Source organism: Clostridium sp. 'deep sea', assembly GCF_014931565.1.
GTDB lineage: Bacteria > Bacillota > UBA994 > PWPR01 > PWPR01.
The window spans coordinates 356,146-379,664 of record NZ_CP063353.1 but is presented as its reverse complement, the minus strand read 5'-3'; the positions used below and the strand labels follow the sequence as shown (position 1 = coordinate 379,664).

The window sequence follows — 23,519 nt, the reverse complement described above, 5'->3', positions numbered from 1 at the left end:
TCTATTTGCTAAACTATTAAGGCATTGCTTTTTTATATGCAGGTAATATAATATTCTCTGATTTCGTAATTTCTATCTCCATGCCTTTAACTAATTTTAAGGTGTTTTTGATAATCTCTAAACTACTTTCAAGCTTTATAGGGTCACCTACTACGTTTATAACAACAGGGTCAACTGCAATTGGTGTGTAATTTACTAAAACAACTGCTCCTACACATCTAATTGGTGATGTTGTAATAATTCTTTGTCCTCCAACACTTACACCCAAGGCACCCGCTGAATATAGTTCATTCAACATATCTCTTATGTCGGAGTCATGCACAATTTCATGGGCTTGATATCCGCCTTCTTTGTCGTATATTTTAATCTCAAGACCCTCTCCAACCATTGGTCGCAAACCTGCAAAAGACTCTCTATCAATAAGGTTTTGTTGCAATAAGGCGACCTCATTCTCTAATGAGCCTAGTCTATCATAAACACGCCTATAGTTTAAAACTTTAGGAACGCCAGACTCTACACCCACTGCTACTTCACTAAATATTGTAGGCAGTGCATCCGAGCTTTTTAACATTTCAATGGTTTGTTTGGTTAAAACACCACTTCCATCTCTAACTTGAATACCATTTTCATTATCTGCCCAAACAAAAATAGTCTCTTTATCTTTTACTCTTTGCAAATTTTCATCGGTACTAATTATGTTAAGAATAATTTGATTACGATTATTCTCGGTCTCTCTAACAATTGTTTCTTGCACTAATCTACTCTCAATAATTACTATTTGGGCTAGTTCATCCTCGGTTTTAGCAGTTTCAATTTTATATTGAAACAAACCAATGCTATCTTTAACAGCTGCATTATTATGAACTTTTAAATCAGTAGCATAATTTCTAAGGTAAGATATCATAGCTGTGGTACCAGCACGTGCCATATCAATACTAGATACTTCTCCTGGTAAACTAATAAGATTAAATGATCTTAATAAAACTACTGAATTAATAACCATTAATAGCGCTAAAAAAACTATTAACAACTTGGGAATACGCATTTTTCTCCTCCATACACCTGTAAAACATCTTGCAAAATTGTTTTACGAAGTACTTACATGTTACCTTCATCACTTTTTTATATTAATAGTAATATTCGTGGAATAAATACTATTAAACCCACTAAAACTGCTGTAATAGAAGCCAATAAAACGGCTCCAGCAGCAACGTCTTTAATATGACCAGCTAAAGTATGATACTCTGGTCTAATCAAATCTACCCACTTTTCTATGGCTGTGTTAAAAAGCTCAGCAGATAATACAAACCCAGTAGTTAGGATGATTAAAGCCAACTCTGTTCCTGTAACTCTTAGTACTATTACAGATATAAATAGTAAAGCTACAATCAATAACTGCCTTTGAAAATTCTTTTCAGTAAGTCCTGTATTTTTTACACCTTTAGCTGCATTCTTTAAAGAATCTATAAAATTTTTATTTTTCAAAAAATCACTACCTATTTTTTTAATGAAAGCCTCTCAGTAATTTCTTTTTCTTTTTCTCTCATCTCTCCACTATGACTTTCATCGTGGTCATAACCACATAAATGGAGTATTCCATGTAAAATCAAAAAACTAAGTTCTTGTTTAAGGTTATTATTATACTCTTTTGCTTGCTCCTTAGCTACTTTAGCACATATAATAATCTCACCCAACATTTCTTCATTACTATCTACTGCTGACAGCGGGAATGACAATACATCGGTAACATAGTCTTTATCTCTGTATTGACAATTAAGTGTTTTGATTATATCACTATTTGCTAACACTATACTAATCACTTTATTGTTAATATTAAGTATATTAGCAATCTCTAGCGCAGTGCTTTTTAACTCATCTAATATGTCTGCACTTAGCTCAACATCCTCTTGATTATTTAATATTTGAATTTCTACCAAGTTTTTTACTCCTTTCGAGGTCAGCTATACTTCTTTCTGGGTAGGCGATTCTATTGTGATAAACCCCTGAAAGAACTCTTATATATGTTTCAGCTAACTTTTCTAAATCTCTCATGGTTAAGTCACACTCGTCTAATTCTCCATCTTGTAAACGAGATTTTATTATCTTTCTAACAACCTCTTCTACTTTAGCTGGTGATCGACGCTTAAGTGACCTTACAGCAGCTTCAATTGCATCAGACAACATAATGATCCCAGCCTCTTTAGTTTGAGGGCGAGGTCCATCATATTTATAATCTGCTTCCCTAATACTATCTTCACTTTCGTTTTGGTTAACTGCTTTATGATAAAAATAACTTACTAATGTTGTACCATGATGTTGTTTAATCATATCAATAACCTGCTCAGGAAGTTTTTCTTCTTTAGCTAGTTCAACGCCATCTTTAACATGAGACATAATAACTAAGGCACTTAGTGATGGTGTATATTTGTCATGCGGATTATTTCCATCTAATTGATTTTCAACAAAAAAACCTGGACGTTTAAGCTTACCAATATCATGATAGTATGCGCCAACTCTAGCAAGTAATGGATCAGCACCAACAGCCTCGGCAGCTGCCTCAGCTAAGTTACCCATAACTATACTGTGATTATAGGTACCTGGTGCTTCTAATAATAGTTTTCGCAATAAAGGTCTGTTGGGGTTAGATAATTCGAGCAGTCTTATCGTAGAAATAATGCCAAAAGTATTTTCTAACAATGGCAAAGAACCAATAGCTATAATTACCATAGCTATACTACTAAGAATTATTAATAACGCAGAGTTTGCAACTACACTTAGCTCCGAACCAATTATTAAGTTACTTGCAACTACTGTAGAACCACTAATTGCAGCTACATATAAAGCAACCTTAATCATATCTGCTCTCTGACTCATTTTATAACTACTTACAATAGATGTTACACCAGTAATTAGGGATATTATTAAGGCGTAAGAAGTATCTATGATCATGGGTGCTATTATAAAGTTATATGCTAATACAGAGATTAAGGCAGCCTGCCAATCTAATAAGGCAGTAATTAATACTCCAACAGTTACACTAACCACAAATAGAGGTGAAAACGGAACTATTACTGTTGTAATTAGTACACAAACTATCATAATGAGTGCTAACATTAATAACGAAATCACTTTATTAAAGACTGATTTGCAGAATATTTTAAGAAGTGCTACAACAACAATAAATATAAGCAACAAATAAATTGTCACACCCAAAACCATTTGGGTTCTGCGCATATTGCTCAGTAAGCCAGATTTCTCTAAATACGAGTATATTTGATCAGTTATAACTTGATCTTTAGTAACAAGCACATCCCCTTTATGAATCATAACTGGTGCTACATTTTGTCTTGCTTCTTTTTTTTGAGCAGCTGTTTTAGCTTCACTATAAGCTGAACTCGGTTGAAAAACTGATTTTACAAGACTTTCTACATATATTTTTTCAGGTATTGTATAACTTAACTGGGTTACATTATGCTGGATTAAAGCTAATCCACTCTCAGCTGTTATTATGGTTTCTTTATAAACCTCACTTAACACATTTTGAGCAGCATCATTTAACTCATTTATATAATCTGCTTCTAGTCCTACTATATAATAAAGCGTATTGTCCGAAATTATATCTGTTTTTGAGTCTATATCATCTGGTAATTTTTCAATTAAGGCTGATCTTAAATCTTTTATACTTAAACTTTTATTTTCAATAATTAATGATCCTATTGTTGCCATATTATCGTAAACCTGTTGCTCTAAATTACGATCACGCACATACTGATCATTAACACGTAGCTCTGCTTGATTACGAGCTTTTTCAGTAGCAATTTCATCTTCAAAAGTAATTGGTGCATAAATTGTACGGGAACTAACTTGTCCAATATTAATGTTTACCTCAGCAGGAACAACAGATAATATTAATGTAGACAGAATTATTACATAGGTTATAAAGCCCAACAACAGCCGCTGAACATTGGGTTTTCTTAAAAAATATTTATTAAATATTCTTTTTACATCTTTAATAAACTCTGTCATTTTAGTATCTCCTTAGCGCTTTCTAGAGCGCTCACTTTTCTCATAGGCTTTTATAATTCTCTGAACTAAAGCATGTCTTACTACATCTTTCTCAGTTAAGAATACAATACCAATATCTTTTACTTTATCTAGTATTTTTACGGCCTCTTTTAAGCCAGATTTTCGATCTCTTGGCAAATCTGTTTGAGTTATATCTCCCGTAACAATTGCCTGAGAACCAAAGCCAAGCCTTGTTAAAAACATTTTCATCTGCTCTTTTGTAGTGTTCTGAGCCTCATCAAGTATTACAAAGCTATTATCTAGAGTTCTACCTCTCATGTAGGCTAATGGAGCAACCTCAATCACACCTTTTTCAAGATACTTTACAAACTGTTCAGCACCCATAATATCATATAATGCATCATAGAGAGGACGTAAGTAGGGATCTATTTTAGCCTGTAAGTCACCTGGTAAAAAGCCTAATCTTTCACCAGCCTCTACGGCAGGTCTAGTTAAAACAATTCTACTTACCTCTCTATTTCGTAATGAAGCAACTGCCATTGCTATTGCAAGATATGTTTTACCAGTACCAGCTGGCCCTACTCCAAAAACTAAAGTATTGTTTCTAATACTTTCAACATATTTCTGCTGTCCTTTAGTTTTTGGGCTAACTACTTTGCCTCTTGAGGTTATCACAAGCTCATCATCCGAGAGGCTTGTTAAATCTATGCTTTCGTTTTCCAAAAACATTCTTATGGCGTATACAACATCTCGTTCTTCTATTATTTGCCCATTTCTGATTAATGTTAACAATTGACGTAAAACACCCTCAGCTTTTTCTACTGACTCATTCTCTCCATCAATTATAATCTCACTCTCACGAGTGACCATTTTAACATGAAAGCTATCTTCGATATTTTTGAGAAATACGTCTCTTTCACCAAATAACTTTCGCATCTCATCCATAGTACGAATAAATAGTCTTTTCTCAATTACATTTGCCAAAACATGGCCTCCTATCTATGATGATAACGAAACTGCGTTATGTTTTCATGTGCTTTAATTATTGCCTCAGCATACAGCATATTTCCTAAATCTATATATTTATAAGTAACCTCAACGGGTGAACTTATTGGCCCCACTTGATTTAAGGCACTTGCTAGCGCTTGATTTTGAGCCTTTTCTTTAATTTCAGTGGAGTTTAAGCTAACTTTAACTGCTTTTTGCTCTAAATAAACACGCTTAACCACTTCGACAGATGCAGAAATATTCCTCCATTTTAGCGGGTAACTATACTCATAAAACTTATATAAATTAAAGTCATTTCTGTCACCATAAATATGGCTTTCTTTGTTATTGTATTTAAGAACAAACTCTGTTTTTTTTCTGCCTGTATTGTGTAGTTCTATATATTCTTGACTTGCTAAACCATTACCATAATACCAAGTAACAGTTTTTACTATTGCCCTAGCTTGAACACTATGTAAGTATTTATCTTCGCTGTAAACATTTCCTTCTACTATTATTTGACCACCAACAACTATTTCGCCGTCTTTTACTCTAGCTGTTCCATCTAGTACTATTATCTCTTCAATGTAGCCGTCTCTAGTTGCTACAATATCTCCAGTTTTAATTTTGCCACTATGATTAATAGGACTTATCTCAATATTAACCTGAGCCTTAACACCCTTTAATTTTATATCTACCCATCGTATATTTGGGAACTCACTTTTAAGAGCATTATTAATGTCCCTAATGTTTATGTTTGATCGTAATGTGCCTCTCTTTAAGCCAGCACTAGCTACAATACGCTGAATCTTACTTGAATCATAGTTTTGGGGAACATTTATGTTTATAATCCATACATAAAAGCTACTAAAAATACCAGCCAAAATTAGTATAACTAAACAACCTACTAACCACTTGTATCTTAACATATTGTCAATAATAAATGGCAAGCCTTTTTTCTTTAATATTTTAACACTACAATTAGCATTTTTTAAAATTGGTCTCATTCTTTTAAAGCCATCTATAGAGGTATATAGTTCAATAAAGTTATTTTGGTAGTTTAAACCCCATATTTCAATACCTTTTACTATACATAAATTAATGAAACGCTCTGGAAACTTTCCTGCAACTTTTATTTTAACATAACCATTATTGTATTTTAGAATTTTACTCATGTTTAGCACATGCCTCAAAATGTATTTTAGTTATATCTCCATCAATAATCATTTCATCAATATTTATTACTCTAATTGTTAAGCCATCACCAGTTATTACTATTACCCCTTCTGAAAAAGCTAATTTAATAATGTCATCATTATAAAATATAATTCCTTGATGATTTTCTATATAGATTTGCATACTACCAATTACTGTTACTCGAGGCATATCCAGAACTACATCAATTGGAATATCAAAGGTACCTGCGATATTAGCTTTTAAGCGGTCTATTCTTTTACTATTTTTCAAAATATCACCTCGTTATAAAATATAAATATGATAACAAGGCATACTATATTACGAATGTACAAGTGTAATCCTAGTAAACTTAGTTTATTATAAAAATATTAAAGCCCGGTATTAACCGGGCTATAATACTAATTTAATTTGTTTTTCAATAAAAATAACATTTGCTAAATTTATTGTTTAATTAAAAAGATTTACGAGTGTTTTTGCGACGTGCCGCTTCAGCCTTCTTTTTGCGCTTAACACTAGGCTTTTCATAATGCTCTCTTCTGCGCACTTCTTTAAGAATACCAGCCTTACGGCATTCCCGGTTAAATCGGCGCAGAGCCTGGTCTAAACTTTCGTTCTTACCGACCTTTACTTCTGCCATCTGCCTTAACCCCCCTCCCGGAAATAGCCATGGGATAACCCCAATCTATTATATATATATACTCTAATACTGTCAAACAAAAATTTTTACTAACCTGCTGGTTAATCAAATTTTCGTCCTCCTAACAAATGAAAATGTAAATGAGGTACTGTTTGACCTGCATTCTCACCTACATTTGTTACAACCCTGTAATTATCGTCTGGGCAATGCTCTTTAGCAATTAAAGAAATCCTGCCCATAATTCGTCCTATTAATGATACATCATTTTCCTTTACATCTGCAAGAGAAGTTATGTGAATCTTTGGAATAATTAATATATGTATAGGAGCGACAGGATTAATATCCTTAAACGCAAGAATTTCATCATCTGAATATATGATATCTGCAGGTATTTCTCCTGCTACTATACGACAGAATAAACATTCAGACACGACCTACCCCTCCTCTCATAACAATATCTTTAGTATTATAACATAATACCTTTTACACAGTAAGTACTAGTTTGGATAATTTGTACTTTAATTAAACTATTTTTTTCAATATTAGTATTATCTATATGAACATTAACATAGTTTTCTGCATGTCCCTCACAATAATGCTCATTACATTTTTCAACTAATACCTCATAAACTTTGTTTAACATAGCTTTTTCATACTTTTGTTTAAGCTCTATTGCTACTTTATGCAGTAAATCACTACGTGATTTTACAATATCACCATGAACTTTATTCTTCATTTTTGCAGCTTTAGTACCTGGCCGTGTTGAAAATCTAAAGATATGCATAGCTGAAAATTTGACCTTTTTAATAAATCTCATTGTGTCCTCAAAGTCTTGCTCCGTTTCACTAGGAAAGCCTACAATAAGATCTGTTGTTAAAGCAATATTAGGAACTTTATCTCTTATTTTTTTTACCAGACCCAAATATTCACCAGTTGTATAGCGCCTATTCATGTCTTTTAGTAGCTTATCGCTACCTCCCTGTAAAGGCAAATGTAAATGTGAAGCCACCCTTTTATTGTTTGCAATTATATTTATTAGTTCATCTGTGACATCGTTTGGTTCAACAGAGGATAGCCGTAAACGCTTTATAGTAGTTTTTTCGAGTATTGACTTTACTAACTGAGTTAAATCAGTTTTAGTGGGTAATTTTTTGCCATAAGACCCTAGATGTATGCCAGTTAAAACTACTTCTTTATAGCCGTGTTCAACTAAGTAGTTAATTTCCTTAATTACATTATTAACTGGTCTGCTACGCTCTGGACCACGCATATAAGGAATTAAACAGTATGAGCAAAACTGCTCGCAGCCATCCTGCACCTTTACCTCAGCCCTAACCCTACTACCCTCCGCGTAGCTGGGCATTTCATCGAACTCTGTTGCTTCACTTATATTAGTAACTGAGTTTTGATTAAACTTAGCGTTATTATTTTTAGACCATCTCATTACTATATCGACAACTTTGCTTTTATCTTCACTTCCTATAAAAACATTCACTTCATCTTTTAGCTGCTCCTTTGTTGTTTCAAGTTGCGCTAAACAACCTATAATGATTATAAAAGCGTTTTCATTTAATCTACGCGCCTTTCGTATTAACTGACGCGATTTACGAGTTGCTTGCATAGTAACTGCACAGGTATTTACAATAATAACATCTGCTTTTTCATCTATAGAAACCAACAAGAACCCTTTATCTTTAAAGTAGTTTTCAAAGGTATGACTCTCGTACTGATTTACCTTGCAACCTAACGTTATTATACATATTTTATTGTTACTCAAAGTATTACCTCCTCATATCTCCTGAACAATAAAGTAAAACAGAAATAAAATTAAGGGCAGCAGTTTCTGTTCTCATTATTCGTGGACCTAGGGTAATCACTTCAGCCTTTATTCGATTTAAAAAACTAATTTCACTCTCCTCAAAGCCACCTTCTGGCCCCACTATTACTGCTATTCTTCCTTGAATATTGGTTATATTATAATCATATATAGATTTATCCTCTTGATTTTCATACAGCACGAACACCCTATCAAAATCCTTTAAACAGCCTAACATTTCGCTAAAATTATGGACTGGTAAAACCCGAGGGATTAATTGTCTTTTAGCTTGAGACGAGGCTGAATTGACAACTTTCTGCCAACGCTCTTGTTTCTTTTTTGCTTTATTATCTTTTAACACTACAACAGACCTTTTCATGGCTACTGGAACAAACTCACTTGCCCCAATTTCGGTTGCTCTCATAACAACTTGCTCCATTTTATCGCCCTTTGGTAGTCCTTGAAATACTGTTATTTTAAGGCTTGGTTCTCTATTAATAAAAATCTGTTGCAATACTTCTATTTCAACATATTTACCTTCGGTATTAACTATTTTTGCCATATATTCATGAGCATTATTATCCACAATATCTAATAAAGAGCCATTTTTAACTCTCAATACATTTTTTAAATGATGGCTCTCTTCGGCGCTTAGTTTATACTTAATATTGGGTTTTAAACTAACCCCTGCAAAAATTCTTGTCATTTCTTACACCCTTTTAGCTGTTAAGGAAACCCAATCGTTTTTTATTAACCTGTCAATAACAATGTAGCCATGCTCTAATAAACACTTTTGCACTTCATATTCATATTCATCTATAATACCAGCACAAATAAATAAACCCTCTTTATTTAGGATACTCACTGTTTGAGGTATTAATTTTGTTAGAATTGGGGCAGTTATATTAGCTAATATAATATTTGCTTTTTTACTGATTCCATTTAGTAAATCATTTTGATAAACCTCAATCTCATTGTCGTTAAGATTGTTAATTTTCATGTTACTTTTAGTCATGCTAACAGCTTGATTGTCATAATCTAAAGCTGTTACTGTTTTAGCTCCTAGTTTATGGGCTGTAATTGAAAGAATCCCTGAGCCACATCCTACATCAATTACTTTACTATTATCTTCAAGGTATTTTTCAAGCATTATTAAAACCTGCTGGGTGGTGGCATGTGAACCAGTACCAAAAGCTAAACCAGGATCAATATTTATAACAACTTTGCCTGGCGCTACCTCTATGTCTTCCCATATTGGTCGCACTATTAGGTTTTTGCCGACATTTATAGGTACAAAGTACTTTTTCCAATTATCTTGCCAATCTGCCTCATCAACTATCCTATATGATAAAACCCCTTTACCAATATCTATATTAAAGTCTCTTAATAACTCAATTTCAGCTTTAATATCTTCAATAGCCTCTAAAATATTCTTTATTAAAGGCAAATAAGCCACAATGTATACCTCTTCTAAGGGTTTATCTACTACAGGCAAACTACTGTAATCCCAGTCTATGGTTGATTGCAAATCAACCACTGGAGTTAAATCTTCATATACTAAACCATTTACTCCATTTCTATATAAAACCTCACCAACAGCATCGGAAGCACTGTATTTTGTTAGAATTTTAATTTCCATCCATTGAGTCATTATTAATCACCTTCCTAATTACCAGTACCATTATACAAGAAAAAATTTAAATTAAAAACTAATATTAAACTCTTTGTATTAACTATAATAATTTTTTTAATTATGGTTGTTTAACAACCCTCTATAGAGGGCAAATTTTAGATAGTTAAACTACCTACTTAGAATTTATGTTTACTTAAAATATTAAATTATGTTCATTATTAATTAACAAAAATTTATCTAATATATTTTATGTGAAATAGCTTATTATACCAAAAAAGTATTGTATAATAAAGATTATCGTAAAGAGAAAGGAGCTAGCTAACGTAAATACATGTTTACATAATTCCTTATGAAATACTAAAGCAGGCTTTATATCTTTATTAAAAGATCATAAGTAAAGTTTACACTCTTATTCAACCTAATACATAAAAGGAGAAACACTATGGTTAATAACAATAAATTGCTAAAGTCTTTTTTAGCATTATTTTTACTTATAGCAATGGTGGCATTTAACAATCATAACATTGCTTTTGCTAGTGAAAATATAAAAAATGCAGATGCAGAATATGAAATAACTGATATAGCAGTAAGTCATGAATATTACTCTGTTTTGAGGAGCGATGGCACCGTTTGGTATTGGAATAGAGACAGTAAAAGTCCTAAACCTCATTTAGTAGAAGAGTTAACTAATGTAAAAAATATTGTTTCAACTTCAAACAATTATGCCATTAAAGAAGATGACTCTGTCAGCAGCTGGTATGCATATGACATGGAAGACCCTGAAACAAAACAACCCTATAAGTATTACGTAGCAGATGAAGTTAAAAATTTTGAAAACACAGCAACTCTTATGCAAGGAGATCATGTACTTTCATTAAAAAAAGATGGCTCTGTATGGGGTTATTATTCTAACTATTATGGTGAATTGGGTCCAAATAATCTAGGAATATTTGCTAAAGAAGTATTTCAAGTTGAAGGTTTAAATAATATTCATAAAACTGCTGTTGATTTTGGTATAACCTTAGCTTTACAAAAGGATGGTACGTTATGGTTTTTAGGTGAAAACAGAGGTCAATTGGGCACTTGTTTAAATACAAAACTGGCTTCAACACCAATTAAGGTTGATATTCAGTATATGGCAAGTGAAATTAAAGATATCTCGCTTAGTCAGTGGAACTCTGTTTTTTTAAAAACAGATGGCACAGTTGACGTTTGTGGAGATTATTTTATGGCTAGTTATGATAGCCCTACTAAAATATCCATTGATAGTGTTGTAGAAATAGAACATGAGGGTGACTTTGTATGTTTTCTGAAAGATGATGGTTCAGTGTGGATGCAAGATTACTCTAAAAAAATACCCTATAAAATTACTGAGCTAAGTAATATTACCTCCATTGAACATAATTATAAGTATCTATCTGCTCTAAGCAAAAATGGTGAAGTATTTGTATGGAAGCTAGGTGAAACACCCCAAAAAGTTAGTTTTCCATTCAATGCTGCTAAAAAGAATATTATTAAAGCTGACTCACAAATTTTAGATATTTCAGCTAATTATAACAGCTACTCAGTTTTAAGAAACGATGGAACAGTTTGGTGCTGGAAAGCCGATGAAGACATAGTAAAGCCAAGAATGGTAAAGGGTTTAAACAATGTAAGTAACATTGTTTCGGGCCTTAAAAACTATGTTTTAAAAGAAAATGGCACTGTTACGTTATGGAAAGAATATGACATTGTATATGCCTACAATGACAATGTTGATAAGGGCTATGAGATATCTGCAGTTGAGGGTTTAACAGATGTAATCTCACTTTCACAATACAATCATCTTGTTGCTTTAAAAAAAGACAACACAGTTTGGGGTCTAGGAAGAAACGATTGTGGTGAATTAGGAACAATGGAATCAACAACCAACAAGGCTTACCCAATTGTAGGGTTAAACAATGTTATTGATATTAAAACTGGGTATCATATTACAGTAGTTAAAAAGAATGATAAGAGCGTTTGGTTTTTAGGATATAATAATGGCCAGGGTGGAGAAGATTATGAATTATTTATATCGTATGATACACCCCAAAAAATAACAAATTTAGAATCCTTAAATGATGAAAAGGAAATAAGACCAGGTTCTTTTTGCTGTGGTTACCTTATGGGTGATGGCTCTTTTTATAAATACGGAAAATATCGATGTAACGATAAACACAAACCCATTAAATTTGAGATAAGTAATATTAAAGATATTATTCTAGAGAATATGTATATGTGTTTTATAAAAGACGATGGTACTGTTTGGTTTCATGACTATATAAATAATGATAAGCTAATTCAATTAAAGTCCTTAAATAATATAATTGCAATTAAAAGTTATGGTCATAATTTAATAGCATTAAGCAATAATGGAGATGTATACACTTGGAGTTTAAAGAACTTAAATCCCAAAAAAATAAATCTACCATTTCAACCTGTAGAAATAAACTACAATGAAATCTGCAGAGTAGATATGACTTACGAAGAAACAGACCTAGCTGGTGTAATGCAAGCCAAAGTAGAAGCACATATGCAAGATGGCAGTGTATATGATGTAACCCATGCTAAAAATATGTATTATAATTCAGAAGATAAAAGCATTGCAACTGTTACAAATAAAGGTGTTATTGCACTCTTTAAAAACGAAGAGGCTCAAATAACTGTAACCTTTGTTACCGACGAGGGAACAGAAATAACCTTTACTGATGAAGGTAAAATAACAAAGCTACTTAATAGTGATGCAGTGATTTTTGCTCCATATCGTACCTTAAGTCAATCTTCCGAAAATGGCAATAACAAAATTATTAAGGCAACCAACGATACTCTAAGAATTGATGGTAAAAAGTCAAAATCAATTTTTGAGGCTATTGGCAGTTTTTTTAGTGGATCAAAAGAGGAAGAAAAAGAGGATAGTAATGTTGATGAGAATGGTGTTTCTCATTATTATCATACTCTAATTGATAGGTGTTATTTAAGCTATGAGCCAATCTATGTTCCCCCTAAAAATACGTACGTAAAACGGGAATATAAGGCACCAGCTATGCCAGCAAAAGCACTACGAATTACAGCTATTTATGTATTTAAAAATGGCGTTGAAGTAGAGCTACCACCAGAGTATACAAAATACTCCACCAGTAGTGGAAATATTATATCTAATGTTAGTGAAGGTGAAGACCAAGATGAAGCCCGTATTATTTACGCAGATGATTTAGAATGTGGAGAGCTAAAAATATCTACAAAGTTTAAACTATTTGATGGTGAAAAACTGGAAAAAGGTTATGCTAAAAAGCTTGCATCAGAGCTTATTTTACAGGTACGACCCAATATGGTTGGTGAAAATTTATTCTACAATAATGGGATATTGGGCACCTATAGAATAACCTCCGCTTCTAGTTTTAAATCAGGTGCTAGTCAATACATATCTGCTATTACTGATAGCTGTATAGGCATTGGCGTTGAAGGTCTTAATAAGCTTCCAGTTACTATTGCTAATCAATATCGTAATATTAAAAATGAAGCAGCTAAATTAAAAGACTCAAAATGGAAAAAGAAAAATGAGAATCTTTTAATACCAGAGTATGCAATTGGTGATTACTTTAAAGATATTAATGGCAACTACTCTCTTGCCTACTCCTGGACAACTGGTAGTGGAAAAAAATCGGTTAAACACGTTGCTTTTGGTACGGGTGACTCTATTGTTCATATGAGTTGGGCTGGCACTAGTATTGAAACCAAAGTATATAAAGGTACATGGGTACCGGTGAAACATTAGTTAAAAACAGTAAACAAAAAAGCAGGCAATCCTGCTTTTTTTATTGTAGTTTTAAAGCAAATTTTATTAAAAATGTAGGTCACACATCAATGTGTAACCTACATTTAGTATTACAGTTATTAAAACATATCTTTTATTTTATCCCATATAGTTTTATCTGGAGGATTAACCTGTTCACCACTGGCCTTGGCAAATTCAGATAACGCCTTTATTTGCTCGTTGTTTAGCTTTTTGGGAACATGTACCTGTACAGTAACATAAAAATTACCACGTGCACCTCTGCGATTATAAGGTACACCTTTATTTTCTATTCTAAAGGCACTTCCAGTTTGAGTTCCAGCAGGTATCTTCAACTTCATTTTACCATCCAATGTTTCTACAGATATCTCTGAACCCAAAGCGGCTTGAACAAAAGAGATTTTCTTTTTAGTGTGTAAGCTCTCTTTTCTACGCTCTATATGAGGGTGAGTTTTTACTCTAATAAATACATATAAGTCTCCGTATGGCCCACCATGTTCACCTGCTTCACCCTTACCAGCAACTCTTAGGCGTGATCCATTATCAACTCCAGGTGGAATTGTTATATTTATTCTGCGTTTTTTAATAACCTTGCCTTGACCATGGCAAGTTTCACAGTGTTTTTCAATCGTTTTTCCTTTTCCATTACATTTAGGACAAGTTACAACATTAACAAATTGTCCAAATGGTGTTTGCTGAGCTCTCTTGATCTTACCAGCACCTTTACACTGAGAACAGGTATGAACCTTACTTCCAGGCTCTGCACCGCTTCCGTTACAGGTATCACATACTTCATTGCGTCTTATGGTAATTTCCTTCTCAACACCAAATACGGCTTCCTCAAGGCTTAGTGTAATGTCATACCGTAAATCAGCACCAGCTTGTGGGCCTGTTCTACTTGCACGACCACCAAATCCACCATTAAACATCATATCAAAGATATCTTCAAAGCCACCAAATCCGCCTTCAAAACCACCTTGATTGCCCATACCAGCATGACCAAATTGATCGTATTGTTGACGTTTTTGAGGATCACTAAGTACCTGATAGGCTTCATTAATTTCTTTAAATTTCTCCTCAGAGTTAGGGTCATCACTTACATCTGGATGATGAGAACGGGCTAGCTTACGATAAGCCCGTTTAAGTTCATCACTAGATGCTTCTCGGTTTACACCTAATATATCATAATAATCTCTTTTATCTGCCATAATATCACTCCATAAACAGCCTATTGTTTAGTTATCACAATTATGCTTATTTAGGATCAGCTTCTGGATCGACCTCTTCGTATTCTGCATCAAATACTCCATCATCCTCAGGATTTTGTGATTGTTGACCCTGTTGTCCAGCTGCTTGCTGAGCTTGTTGAGCTTGTTGATATAAAATAGTTGATAGTTCATTAACGTGTTTAGTTAATTCTTCAACGGCACTATTAATAGCCTCTAAATCTTCGCCATCTTTAACTGCCTTAACAGCCTCAATTGACTTTTTAACCTCTTCAGCTTTAGCACTATCTACTTTATCACCTAGCTCAGTTAACATTTTCTCTGTACTATATACCATAGAATCAGCTTGATTACGCTTTTCTATTAATTCTTTTAGTATCTTATCTTCATCAGCATGCTGCTCTGCCTCTTTAACCATACGATCAATCTCATCATCACTTAATCCACTAGAAGATGTGATTGTAATAGTTTGCTCTTTTCCTGTACCTAAATCTTTAGCACTTACATTTACAATACCATTTCCATCAATATTAAATGTAACTTCAATTTGTGGTATTCCACGTGGTGCTGGTGGGATATCACTTAGTACAAATCTACCCAGTGTTTTATTTTGAGTTGCCATAGAACGTTCACCCTGTAAAACATGGATATCTACTTGAGTTTGATTATCTGCGGCTGTTGAGAATATTTGGTTTTTCTTTACTGGAATTGTGGTATTTCTATCAATTAATTTAGTAAATACTCCACCAAGTGTTTCAATACCTAAAGATAGAGGGGTAACATCTAGTAATACTACACCCTTAACTTCACCCGCTAACACACCAGCTTGAACAGCAGCACCTAAGGCTACTACTTCATCAGGATTAATTCCTTTAAATGGCTCTTGATTAGTAATGCTAAACACGGCCTTTTGAACAGCTGGAATTCTGGTAGAACCACCTACTAAAATAACCTTGTCAATCTCAGATGTAGATAAACCAGCATCTTTAATTGCCTTACGAATAGGATCTAGTGTTCTCTTTACTAAATGAGCTGTTAGTTCATCAAATTTAGCTCTTGTAAGTGTTATATCTAAGTGCTTTGGACCTGTAGCATCGGCTGTAACATATGGTAAGTTTATGTTTGCTTGGGCTACAGTACTTAACTCTTTTTTAGCATTTTCAGCAGCGTCTTTTAATCTCTGCAATGCCATTTTATCTTTAGATAAATCTACGCCTTGATCACGCTTAAACTCTTTCACTAAATAATCCATAATGGCTTTATCAAAATCGTCTCCACCAAGGTGAGTATCACCATTAGTAGACAATACCTCAAAAACGCCATCTCCTAAATCTAAAATAGATACGTCAAAAGTACCGCCACCCAAGTCATAAACTAATATCTTTTGAGCTCCATCATTCTCCAACCCATATGCTAAAGAAGCGGCTGTTGGCTCATTCACTATTCTTAACACTTCTAAGCCTGCAATTTTTCCAGCATCTTTAGTTGCTTGACGTTGTGGCTGAAACCTCTAAGCAGGAACTGTAATTACCGCTTGGGTAACAGTTTCACCTAAATATGCCTCAGCATCAGCCTTTAATTTTTGTAATATCATGGCTGAAACCTCTGGTGGTGTGTACTCTTTATTTCCTAACTTTACACTATATTTTTCACCCATATGACTCTTAATAGAGCTAACTGTGTTATCTGGGTTGCTTACAGCTTGGCGCTTAGCTACTTTACCAACTAATCGCTCATTATTTTTAGAATAAGCTACTACCGATGGAGTTGTTCTATCTCCCTCAGCATTAGCTATTACTACCGGCTGACCACCCTCCATAATAGCGACACATGAGTTTGTTGTTCCTAAATCAATTCCTATAACCTTAGACATCTATATTACCTCCTAATTACTAGATACTTTAACTTTTGCTGCTCGTAATAACTTATTATTAAACCGGTAGCCCGGCTCAAACACTTGTAAAACTGTATTATCTGCTACCTCTGAATTTTGTTCTTGCATTAAAGCCTCATGAATATGGGGATCAAACTGTTCTCCCTCGGCTTCAATTTTCTCTAATCCTTCAACGCTTAATATATCTATAAGCTGTTTGTAAATCATGTTTACTCCCTTAGTTACTTCTGGGTCGCTTATAGTTTGAAGAGCACGTTCAAAATTATCTATTACAGGCAAAATCTTACCTATTAAATTAGCATTTGCAGATGTCAGTAATTCACGCCTCTCTTTTTCAGTACGCTTTTTTAGATTTGTATAATCTGCTACCGCTCTAAGATATTGATTCTGTAATCTTTCGTTTTCTGTTGTAAGCTTATTTAACTCACTATTAATATCAACACACTCTTCTTCCACTGAAACTGTTTCTACTACCTCTTCACCATCAGCACTCTTTGATTTAGAGTTCTCAAGGTTTAGTTCTTTTTCTTCATTATTTCGCTCTTTCATCACTCTACCTACCTAAAAATTAAAATTAGGATTCATTTCTCCACTATCTTTTTTGCTTTTCATTTTAATAATGGTATCAATCCTTAAAATGGCTTCTGCAATTTCACCAGCCGCTTTAATTGCATGATATTTTACAAGTAGTGGATCAAATACTCCCATTTCCTTCATATCAACAATGTCTCCACTATCACAATCAATAGCTAAACATTCGTTACCTTGATCAATTTGTGCTGCAGTTATATCTTCGAGCTTCTCTAAGGGATTAAAACCTGCATTTAATATTATTTGAAAAACAGGTTTACGCAAAGCCCTACTGACACAATCAACTCCATATGCTGCCATTCCTTTAACAGTCTCACGTAGGGTCTCTACGGAACGAGAAACAGCAAGCTCTACTGAACCTCCACCAGCAACGTAACCACCTTTAATAGCGGCCTGAACAGATGAAGCAGCATCTTTAGCTATTCTTTCACGTTCATCAACAACCTCTGAGGTTGCAGCTCCAACCAAAACTGTTGCCATAGGTTTGTCATATCCTTCAATAATTCGAACCTTTTTAAGCCTTACATCTTCATACACTTTTTTAGCTTTACCTATTACCTCTTTAAGCTCTGTTATATCTTTGTTTAATCCAGTTCTTTTAATTAGTCTGGCACCAGTATGCTCTGACACGATTCGTAAATCTTTACTACCTACTCTAGTGCATACCAATACCCCAGCATCTGTTAAAAACTCTTCGGCGTAGTTATCTACAGCTCTATCTACTAAAACAACGTTTACTCCCAACTCAACTAATTTATGTAGATTAGTAGTAAATTTATTTTTTAGCTCCATATAACGCTTAAAGCCCATCTCGGTAGCTAACGCCTCTTCTTCTAATTCTTCTGGCTTTAAAGCATCATCTATAATCAGTATTTTTGCGTCTTCTATATTAAGTGGCATTTGTCTATTTAGTCTTTTTTTATCAATAATAACACCACTAAAAACCTCATTTTCAGCACCCTCTTCGGCGATTACAGTATCAGCTAATTTAAATACTTCATCTTGAAATTTATCTTCACCAATCATTTTTGCTGCTTTAACAATTAGTTCAGCTATATCTTTATGTTCTCTTCCAGCAATATAGGCAATCCTAGTTAATACAGGATCTTCTAACCCTTTTATATTAAAAGCCTTTTCCTTAATTGCTTTAAGAGCCTCTTTTATTCCAAGCTTAATACCCTCAATTACCCTTGCAACCGGAACACCTTTAACAACCTGGTCTACTCCCTCACTAACAAGAGCACCCGCCATAACTGTTGCCGTAGTTGTTCCATCACCTATCTCTGCTTGCTGAGCTTTAGCTATATTAATTAACATTCTAGCAGCAGGATGTGTTACATCCATTTTCTCTAAGATAGTAACACCAGCATTAGTAATGACAACATCATTGAAGCCATCCACTAACATAGTATCTAAACCCTTGGGACCTATAGTGCCTTCTACGGCAGCGGCCACTGCTTTTATTGCTCTAGCATTAGTCATTAAAGCCGCTAATTTTTCATCAATTTCAGATGTTCTTGCTGTTTGTTTAACTGACAAAATAATCCCTCCTAATCCTGCAATATATCTTCTATTCTTCTACTAACATATTCTAGCAAAGATATCACCCGAGCATACGTCATACGTTTTGGACCCAAAACTCCAATAACACCTGCAATATGGTCATTAATTAAATATGGAACTTTAATAATACTACATTCTTGCATTTTTACATTGGTAATTTCTTTGCCTATAGATATATTTAGGGTACTCATGTTTTCTGATGATAGTAACTCAGCTAAGATATCTTGGGCATTTAAGGCCTCAACCAATTGTAAGTATTTATTCTCTGTTTTAAACTCAGGTTGATTAAGTACATTAATAATTCCATCAGCAACAATGGGTGTTTTATGAACCTCAACTACCTGCTTAATGATTGACATTAAGGTTTTATCCTCATTATTAATATGCTCACTAATCATTGATACTAACTGCCTTATTTCAGAGCTCTTTATATCGTTTAAACATCTACCTTTTAAGCGGGCATTAAGAACTCTATTTATATAACCAATATCTTCAGCTAAAATTTCATTTGGTAAGTGTAACGTTTTATTTGTTGTAAGTCCATTATCAGTAACAACTAATGCGATTACATCTTTTTCACTGACTGGTATTAAGGCAAACTCTTTTAATCTGCATGCCTTAATATATGGACCACTTACTATTGTTGCATATGAAGTTAACTGAGATAGTGTTTCTGCAATATTTATTAAAAGCTGTTCTTTCTCTACTATACGTTGTTCAATTTCCGACTCAAAACGGGAGACCGATTCTATATCGGGCTTTTGTTTGGTATTTAATGAATTAACATAAACCCTATATCCTAAGTCACTAGGAATTCTTCCTGCAGAGACATGAGGCTGAATAAGTAACCCCATCTCTTCTAGGTCAGCCATTTCATTACGTACAGTAGCAGGGCTAACGCCTAAGTTAAAGTGTTTTGTGATAGTACGAGAACCCACTGGCACTCCTGACTCAATATAAAATTTTACTACTGCTTGCATAATCTGAAGCTGTCGTGGGGATAAAAACATATTCTCACCTTCTTATTTGTTAGCACTCTAGCTTAGTGAGTGCTAAAATCTATAAAAAAAATACCACCCAACATCGAAACTGTCAAGGCATTAACAGTGAATTAGTGAAAAAAAACATACTTTTTTTATATGTTGGATGTTTTATAAGGTGTTTAGTAGCAAAAATAGAGCAACTGATCATGTATTTAAAGAATATATGTCTTTTTTAGCTGTAAAAAAAGAAAGGAATGAGGAACAGTTACTCCCCCATTCTTTTATTTATAAATCTCTTTAGCCTCTTTTAGAGCGTCTTATAATTTTTAACACTTCATGACTTAATAATACCACAAAAGCAGCAGCCACAACGTATAGCCAATCCATCATTTGAAGGGGCGCAAATTTTAAGAACCTGCTAATAAATGGTACGTAAATAGCAAGCAACACCATTCCAAACGAAATACCAATAGATATCAGCAACTTGGTATTTGTAAAAAATGATTTATTGAATACAGATGTAAACTCGTATCTTCGTGACATTATATTAGCATACTGACATAAAGCAATAGTTACGTAACAAATTGTTGTAGCACGCATATATAAAGGATGTGTATCTGTTAAAGTTACACCCATTCTATTTCCAAACCAGGCAAAGTTAATAAATGCTAATGCACCTATTAATACTCCAAAGAATATTACCTCAATCCCGCTTTTCTTATTTAAAATATGCTCATCACGATTTCTAGGAGGTGCATTCATGAGAGTCTGTGAACCAGGATCAAACGTTAAAGCTGTTAAGGGAAGTACCTCAGCCAATAAATCAATTGCTAAAATTTGAATAGCTAAAATTGGTATTGGCATCTTAAATAAAGCAACACTAGCAAAACCTAACATAACAACTGCAAGCTCTGCTGCATTTGTTGTCATGGATGCTAAAATTGTTTTTCTGAGGTTATTAAATATTGTTCTACCTTCTCTAACAGCATCTACTAAGGTAGTAAAACTATCATCAAGTAAAACCAGTTCTGAGGCCTCTTTTGCAACATCTGTGCCTATGGTGCCCATGGCAACGCCTATATGAGCATTTTTTAAAGCTGGTGCATCGTTCACACCATCACCAGTTACAGCAACAATCTCATTTTCTTGTTTAAGGTTTTTAACTATTCTTAGTTTATCTTCAGGAGACACCCTTGAGAATATAACAGCCTCTTGCCCTTCCATTTTTTCTTTAAGCATTTTATCCGACATTTTATTGAGCTCTGCACCAGTAACTACATCTACATCCTCACCTGTAGAAGACAAGTTAACTTCACGACCAACAGCTTGAGCTGTAATAGCATGGTCTCCAGTCATTATAAAAGTACGAATATGGGCTTGATGGGCATTTTCAATAGCCTCTTTTACACCCTCTTTAGGAGGATCTATCATTGCTACCATACCTAAAAAGATAACATCTTTCTCAATTTCATCTTCAACATAGTCTTTACCGCTTGGGTCTAACTCACGATAAGCAATAGATATAACACGCATAGCTTGTTTTGAATATTTAGTGTTAATATCTAAAATATTCTTTTTGTCTTGTTCTGTTATGGGTACAGATTTACCATTCTTATAAATATGTTTTGTAATAGCTAAAACACTATCTGTAGCACCTTTCATACATAAAACTTGTTTATCGCCAAATTTTCTTACAGAACTCATTCTCTTTCTAAACGAGTCAAATGGAAACTCATGTAGTTCTGGATTCTCTTCATCTTCTTTAGGCGACCTTGTACCAACCTTTGTTGACAATGTTATTAAAGCTGCCTCAGTGGGATCACCTATTGGGTACCAATTAGCATGGTTCTCATCAGGATGATGAATTTCTGCATTAGAAGCCATAGTAGCTGCATCTAACATAATCTCCATTTCAGAAAGTTCTTGAGTAGTTATAGGCACTTTGTTTTCATTTACAATGTTACCAGTTGGTTCATAACCTAGTCCTGTAACTCCATACTCTTTATCATTAAAGTAAAGGGCTTGTACAGTCATTTCATTCTTTGTTAATGTTCCTGTTTTGTCTGTACAAATAACTGTTGTAGAGCCAAGTGTTTCTACAGCAGATAGTTTTTTAACAATAGCATTCTTAGCAGCCAATCTACCGCTACCCTGAGATAATGCCACTGATACTTGTGCAGGCAGAGCCTGTGGTACAGAAGATGCCGCAATACCTAAGGCATAAATTAAAGCAGCTCTAAGTGAAAAACCCTGCCATACAGCTACTCCAAACAATACTATACTTATAAAAACTGCAATAGCAGTTAAGGTATTACCCAAGGTGCCTAACTCCATTTGTAATGGAGATAACGAAGAGTCACTTGTTTGAGTAAGGTCGGCAATTTTACCTAACTCGGTATTCATACCAGTACTCACTACAATACCCTTAGCATTACCAATAGCAACTGATGTGCCCAGGTATAACATATTATCTCTATCACCAATGGTGGCGTAATCTTCAACTTTATTGCTGTGTTTTTCTTGAGGCATTGATTCACCTGTTAACGCAAAATCATTCGACTTTAGATTAAAGCTTTCAACTATTCTTATATCAGCAGGTACTTTATCTCCCTCTTCAATAATCACAAAATCACCAGGAACCAAATCCACCTGCAGTGTCTCTTGTAACTCGCCATTCCGTATAACCTTTGCGGGTGATTGAACTAGGCTTTTTAGACTGTCGAGTATTTTTTCGGCTTTAAACTCTTGATAAAATCCTATAGTTGCATTCACAAAAACTATTATGAACATTATAATTCCATCGGAATAACTACCAATAAAAAATGACATTAGTCCAGCAGCTATTAAAACTAAAACTAATACATCTTTAAGCTGCGATAAAAACATGGCTAGCTTAGATACTTGCTTTTTTGTTTCTAATTTATTAGCACCAAATTTTTGTTGTCTTTGCTTTACTTCCTCACTAGCTAATCCTTGAGGGCTTGTTTTTAAATGCTCCATAACATCCGGAACGGACATACTATGGAAATTTAATTTCTCATCCACTATGTATCCTCCTTATCAACATCGTAAGTCTTATTGTAGTATACAGTTTGAGAGATAGCTTGACAACTAACTTACATAAAATTTACCCATTTTACAAATTGCCTCAC

General features: G+C 34.0%; 19 protein-coding genes and 1 pseudogene. 1 reads left to right on the top strand and 19 read right to left on the bottom strand.

Annotated features, from left to right (window positions below; translation table 11 throughout):
* Positions 1–16 precede the first annotated feature (16 nt).
* The 13 genes from IMX26_RS01780 to prmA all read right to left on the bottom strand — a co-directional run bounded on the left by IMX26_RS01780 (position 17) and on the right by prmA (position 10,314).
* A complete protein-coding gene (locus IMX26_RS01780; protein ID WP_195160009.1) occupies positions 17–1,045 on the bottom strand; it encodes a DUF881 domain-containing protein in 1,029 nt (342 codons plus the stop codon).
* 77 nt (positions 1,046–1,122) lie between these two features.
* Positions 1,123–1,485 carry a diacylglycerol kinase family protein gene (locus tag IMX26_RS01775; protein WP_195160008.1) on the bottom strand — a complete coding sequence of 121 codons (363 nt, stop codon included), beginning with the start codon at positions 1,483–1,485 and terminating at the stop codon, positions 1,123–1,125.
* 11 nt (positions 1,486–1,496) lie between these two features.
* Positions 1,497–1,937 (bottom strand): rRNA maturation RNase YbeY, encoded by a 441-nt coding sequence (ybeY, locus tag IMX26_RS01770; protein WP_195160007.1) that lies wholly within the window; start codon positions 1,935–1,937, stop codon positions 1,497–1,499.
* On the bottom strand, positions 1,912–4,026 hold the full coding sequence (locus IMX26_RS01765; protein ID WP_195160006.1) for an HDIG domain-containing metalloprotein: 2,115 nt from the start codon (positions 4,024–4,026) through the stop codon (positions 1,912–1,914). The genes ybeY and IMX26_RS01765 overlap by 26 nt, the downstream gene beginning before the upstream one ends.
* A gap of 12 nt (positions 4,027–4,038) precedes the next feature.
* Positions 4,039–5,010, bottom strand: coding sequence for a PhoH family protein (locus IMX26_RS01760; RefSeq protein WP_347707887.1), 972 nt, complete (start codon positions 5,008–5,010; stop codon positions 4,039–4,041).
* Positions 5,011–5,021: 11 nt separating this feature from the next.
* Positions 5,022–6,188: a sporulation protein YqfD gene (locus tag IMX26_RS01755; RefSeq protein WP_195160005.1), complete on the bottom strand. Its 1,167-nt coding sequence runs from the start codon at positions 6,186–6,188 to the stop codon at positions 5,022–5,024.
* Positions 6,181–6,480, bottom strand: a complete 300-nt coding sequence (yqfC, locus tag IMX26_RS01750) for a sporulation protein YqfC (protein ID WP_195160004.1) — start codon at positions 6,478–6,480, stop codon at positions 6,181–6,183. Before yqfC ends, IMX26_RS01755 begins: the two co-directional genes overlap by 8 nt.
* Positions 6,481–6,661: 181 nt before the next feature.
* Positions 6,662–6,847 (bottom strand): 30S ribosomal protein S21, encoded by a 186-nt coding sequence (gene rpsU / locus IMX26_RS01745; protein ID WP_195160003.1) that lies wholly within the window; start codon positions 6,845–6,847, stop codon positions 6,662–6,664.
* A complete protein-coding gene (locus IMX26_RS18040; RefSeq protein WP_279324879.1) occupies positions 6,825–6,956 on the bottom strand; it encodes a hypothetical protein in 132 nt (43 codons plus the stop codon). The genes rpsU and IMX26_RS18040 overlap by 23 nt, the downstream gene beginning before the upstream one ends.
* On the bottom strand, positions 6,949–7,278 hold the full coding sequence (locus IMX26_RS01740) for a histidine triad nucleotide-binding protein (protein WP_195160002.1): 330 nt from the start codon (positions 7,276–7,278) through the stop codon (positions 6,949–6,951). The genes IMX26_RS18040 and IMX26_RS01740 overlap by 8 nt, the downstream gene beginning before the upstream one ends.
* A 35-nt stretch (positions 7,279–7,313) precedes the next feature.
* Positions 7,314–8,624, bottom strand: a complete 1,311-nt coding sequence (gene mtaB / locus IMX26_RS01735; RefSeq protein ID WP_195160001.1) for a tRNA (N(6)-L-threonylcarbamoyladenosine(37)-C(2))-methylthiotransferase MtaB — start codon at positions 8,622–8,624, stop codon at positions 7,314–7,316.
* Positions 8,625–8,628: 4 nt separating this feature from the next.
* Positions 8,629–9,369 carry a 16S rRNA (uracil(1498)-N(3))-methyltransferase gene (locus IMX26_RS01730; RefSeq protein ID WP_195160000.1) on the bottom strand — a complete coding sequence of 247 codons (741 nt, stop codon included), beginning with the start codon at positions 9,367–9,369 and terminating at the stop codon, positions 8,629–8,631.
* Between the two features lie 3 nt (positions 9,370–9,372).
* A complete protein-coding gene (gene prmA / locus IMX26_RS01725) occupies positions 9,373–10,314 on the bottom strand; it encodes a 50S ribosomal protein L11 methyltransferase (protein WP_195159999.1) in 942 nt (313 codons plus the stop codon).
* Between the two features lie 424 nt (positions 10,315–10,738).
* Here prmA and IMX26_RS01720 point away from each other — a divergent pair, with 424 nt between their 5' ends.
* Positions 10,739–14,092, top strand: coding sequence for a hypothetical protein (locus tag IMX26_RS01720; protein ID WP_195159998.1), 3,354 nt, complete (start codon positions 10,739–10,741; stop codon positions 14,090–14,092).
* 119 nt (positions 14,093–14,211) lie between these two features.
* Here the strand turns inward: IMX26_RS01720 and dnaJ are convergent, their stop codons facing one another.
* The 6 genes and pseudogenes from dnaJ to IMX26_RS01690 form a co-directional block, all read right to left on the bottom strand.
* Complete coding sequence (gene dnaJ / locus IMX26_RS01715) at positions 14,212–15,318, bottom strand: molecular chaperone DnaJ (RefSeq protein WP_195159997.1); 1,107 nt, start codon at positions 15,316–15,318, stop codon at positions 14,212–14,214.
* Between the two features lie 46 nt (positions 15,319–15,364).
* Positions 15,365–17,209, bottom strand: a pseudogene (dnaK, locus tag IMX26_RS01710) (molecular chaperone DnaK).
* 12 nt (positions 17,210–17,221) lie between these two features.
* Positions 17,222–17,779 carry a nucleotide exchange factor GrpE gene (gene grpE / locus IMX26_RS01705; protein ID WP_195159996.1) on the bottom strand — a complete coding sequence of 186 codons (558 nt, stop codon included), beginning with the start codon at positions 17,777–17,779 and terminating at the stop codon, positions 17,222–17,224.
* A gap of 12 nt (positions 17,780–17,791) precedes the next feature.
* Positions 17,792–19,360 carry a TCP-1/cpn60 chaperonin family protein gene (locus IMX26_RS01700; RefSeq protein ID WP_195159995.1) on the bottom strand — a complete coding sequence of 523 codons (1,569 nt, stop codon included), beginning with the start codon at positions 19,358–19,360 and terminating at the stop codon, positions 17,792–17,794.
* Positions 19,361–19,371: 11 nt separating this feature from the next.
* Entirely contained in the window at positions 19,372–20,394 is a 1,023-nt protein-coding gene (hrcA, locus tag IMX26_RS01695) for a heat-inducible transcriptional repressor HrcA (RefSeq protein ID WP_195159994.1), read from the bottom strand.
* Positions 20,395–20,664: 270 nt separating this feature from the next.
* Positions 20,665–23,412: a cation-transporting P-type ATPase gene (locus tag IMX26_RS01690; protein ID WP_207729303.1), complete on the bottom strand. Its 2,748-nt coding sequence runs from the start codon at positions 23,410–23,412 to the stop codon at positions 20,665–20,667.
* Positions 23,413–23,519 lie beyond the last annotated feature (107 nt).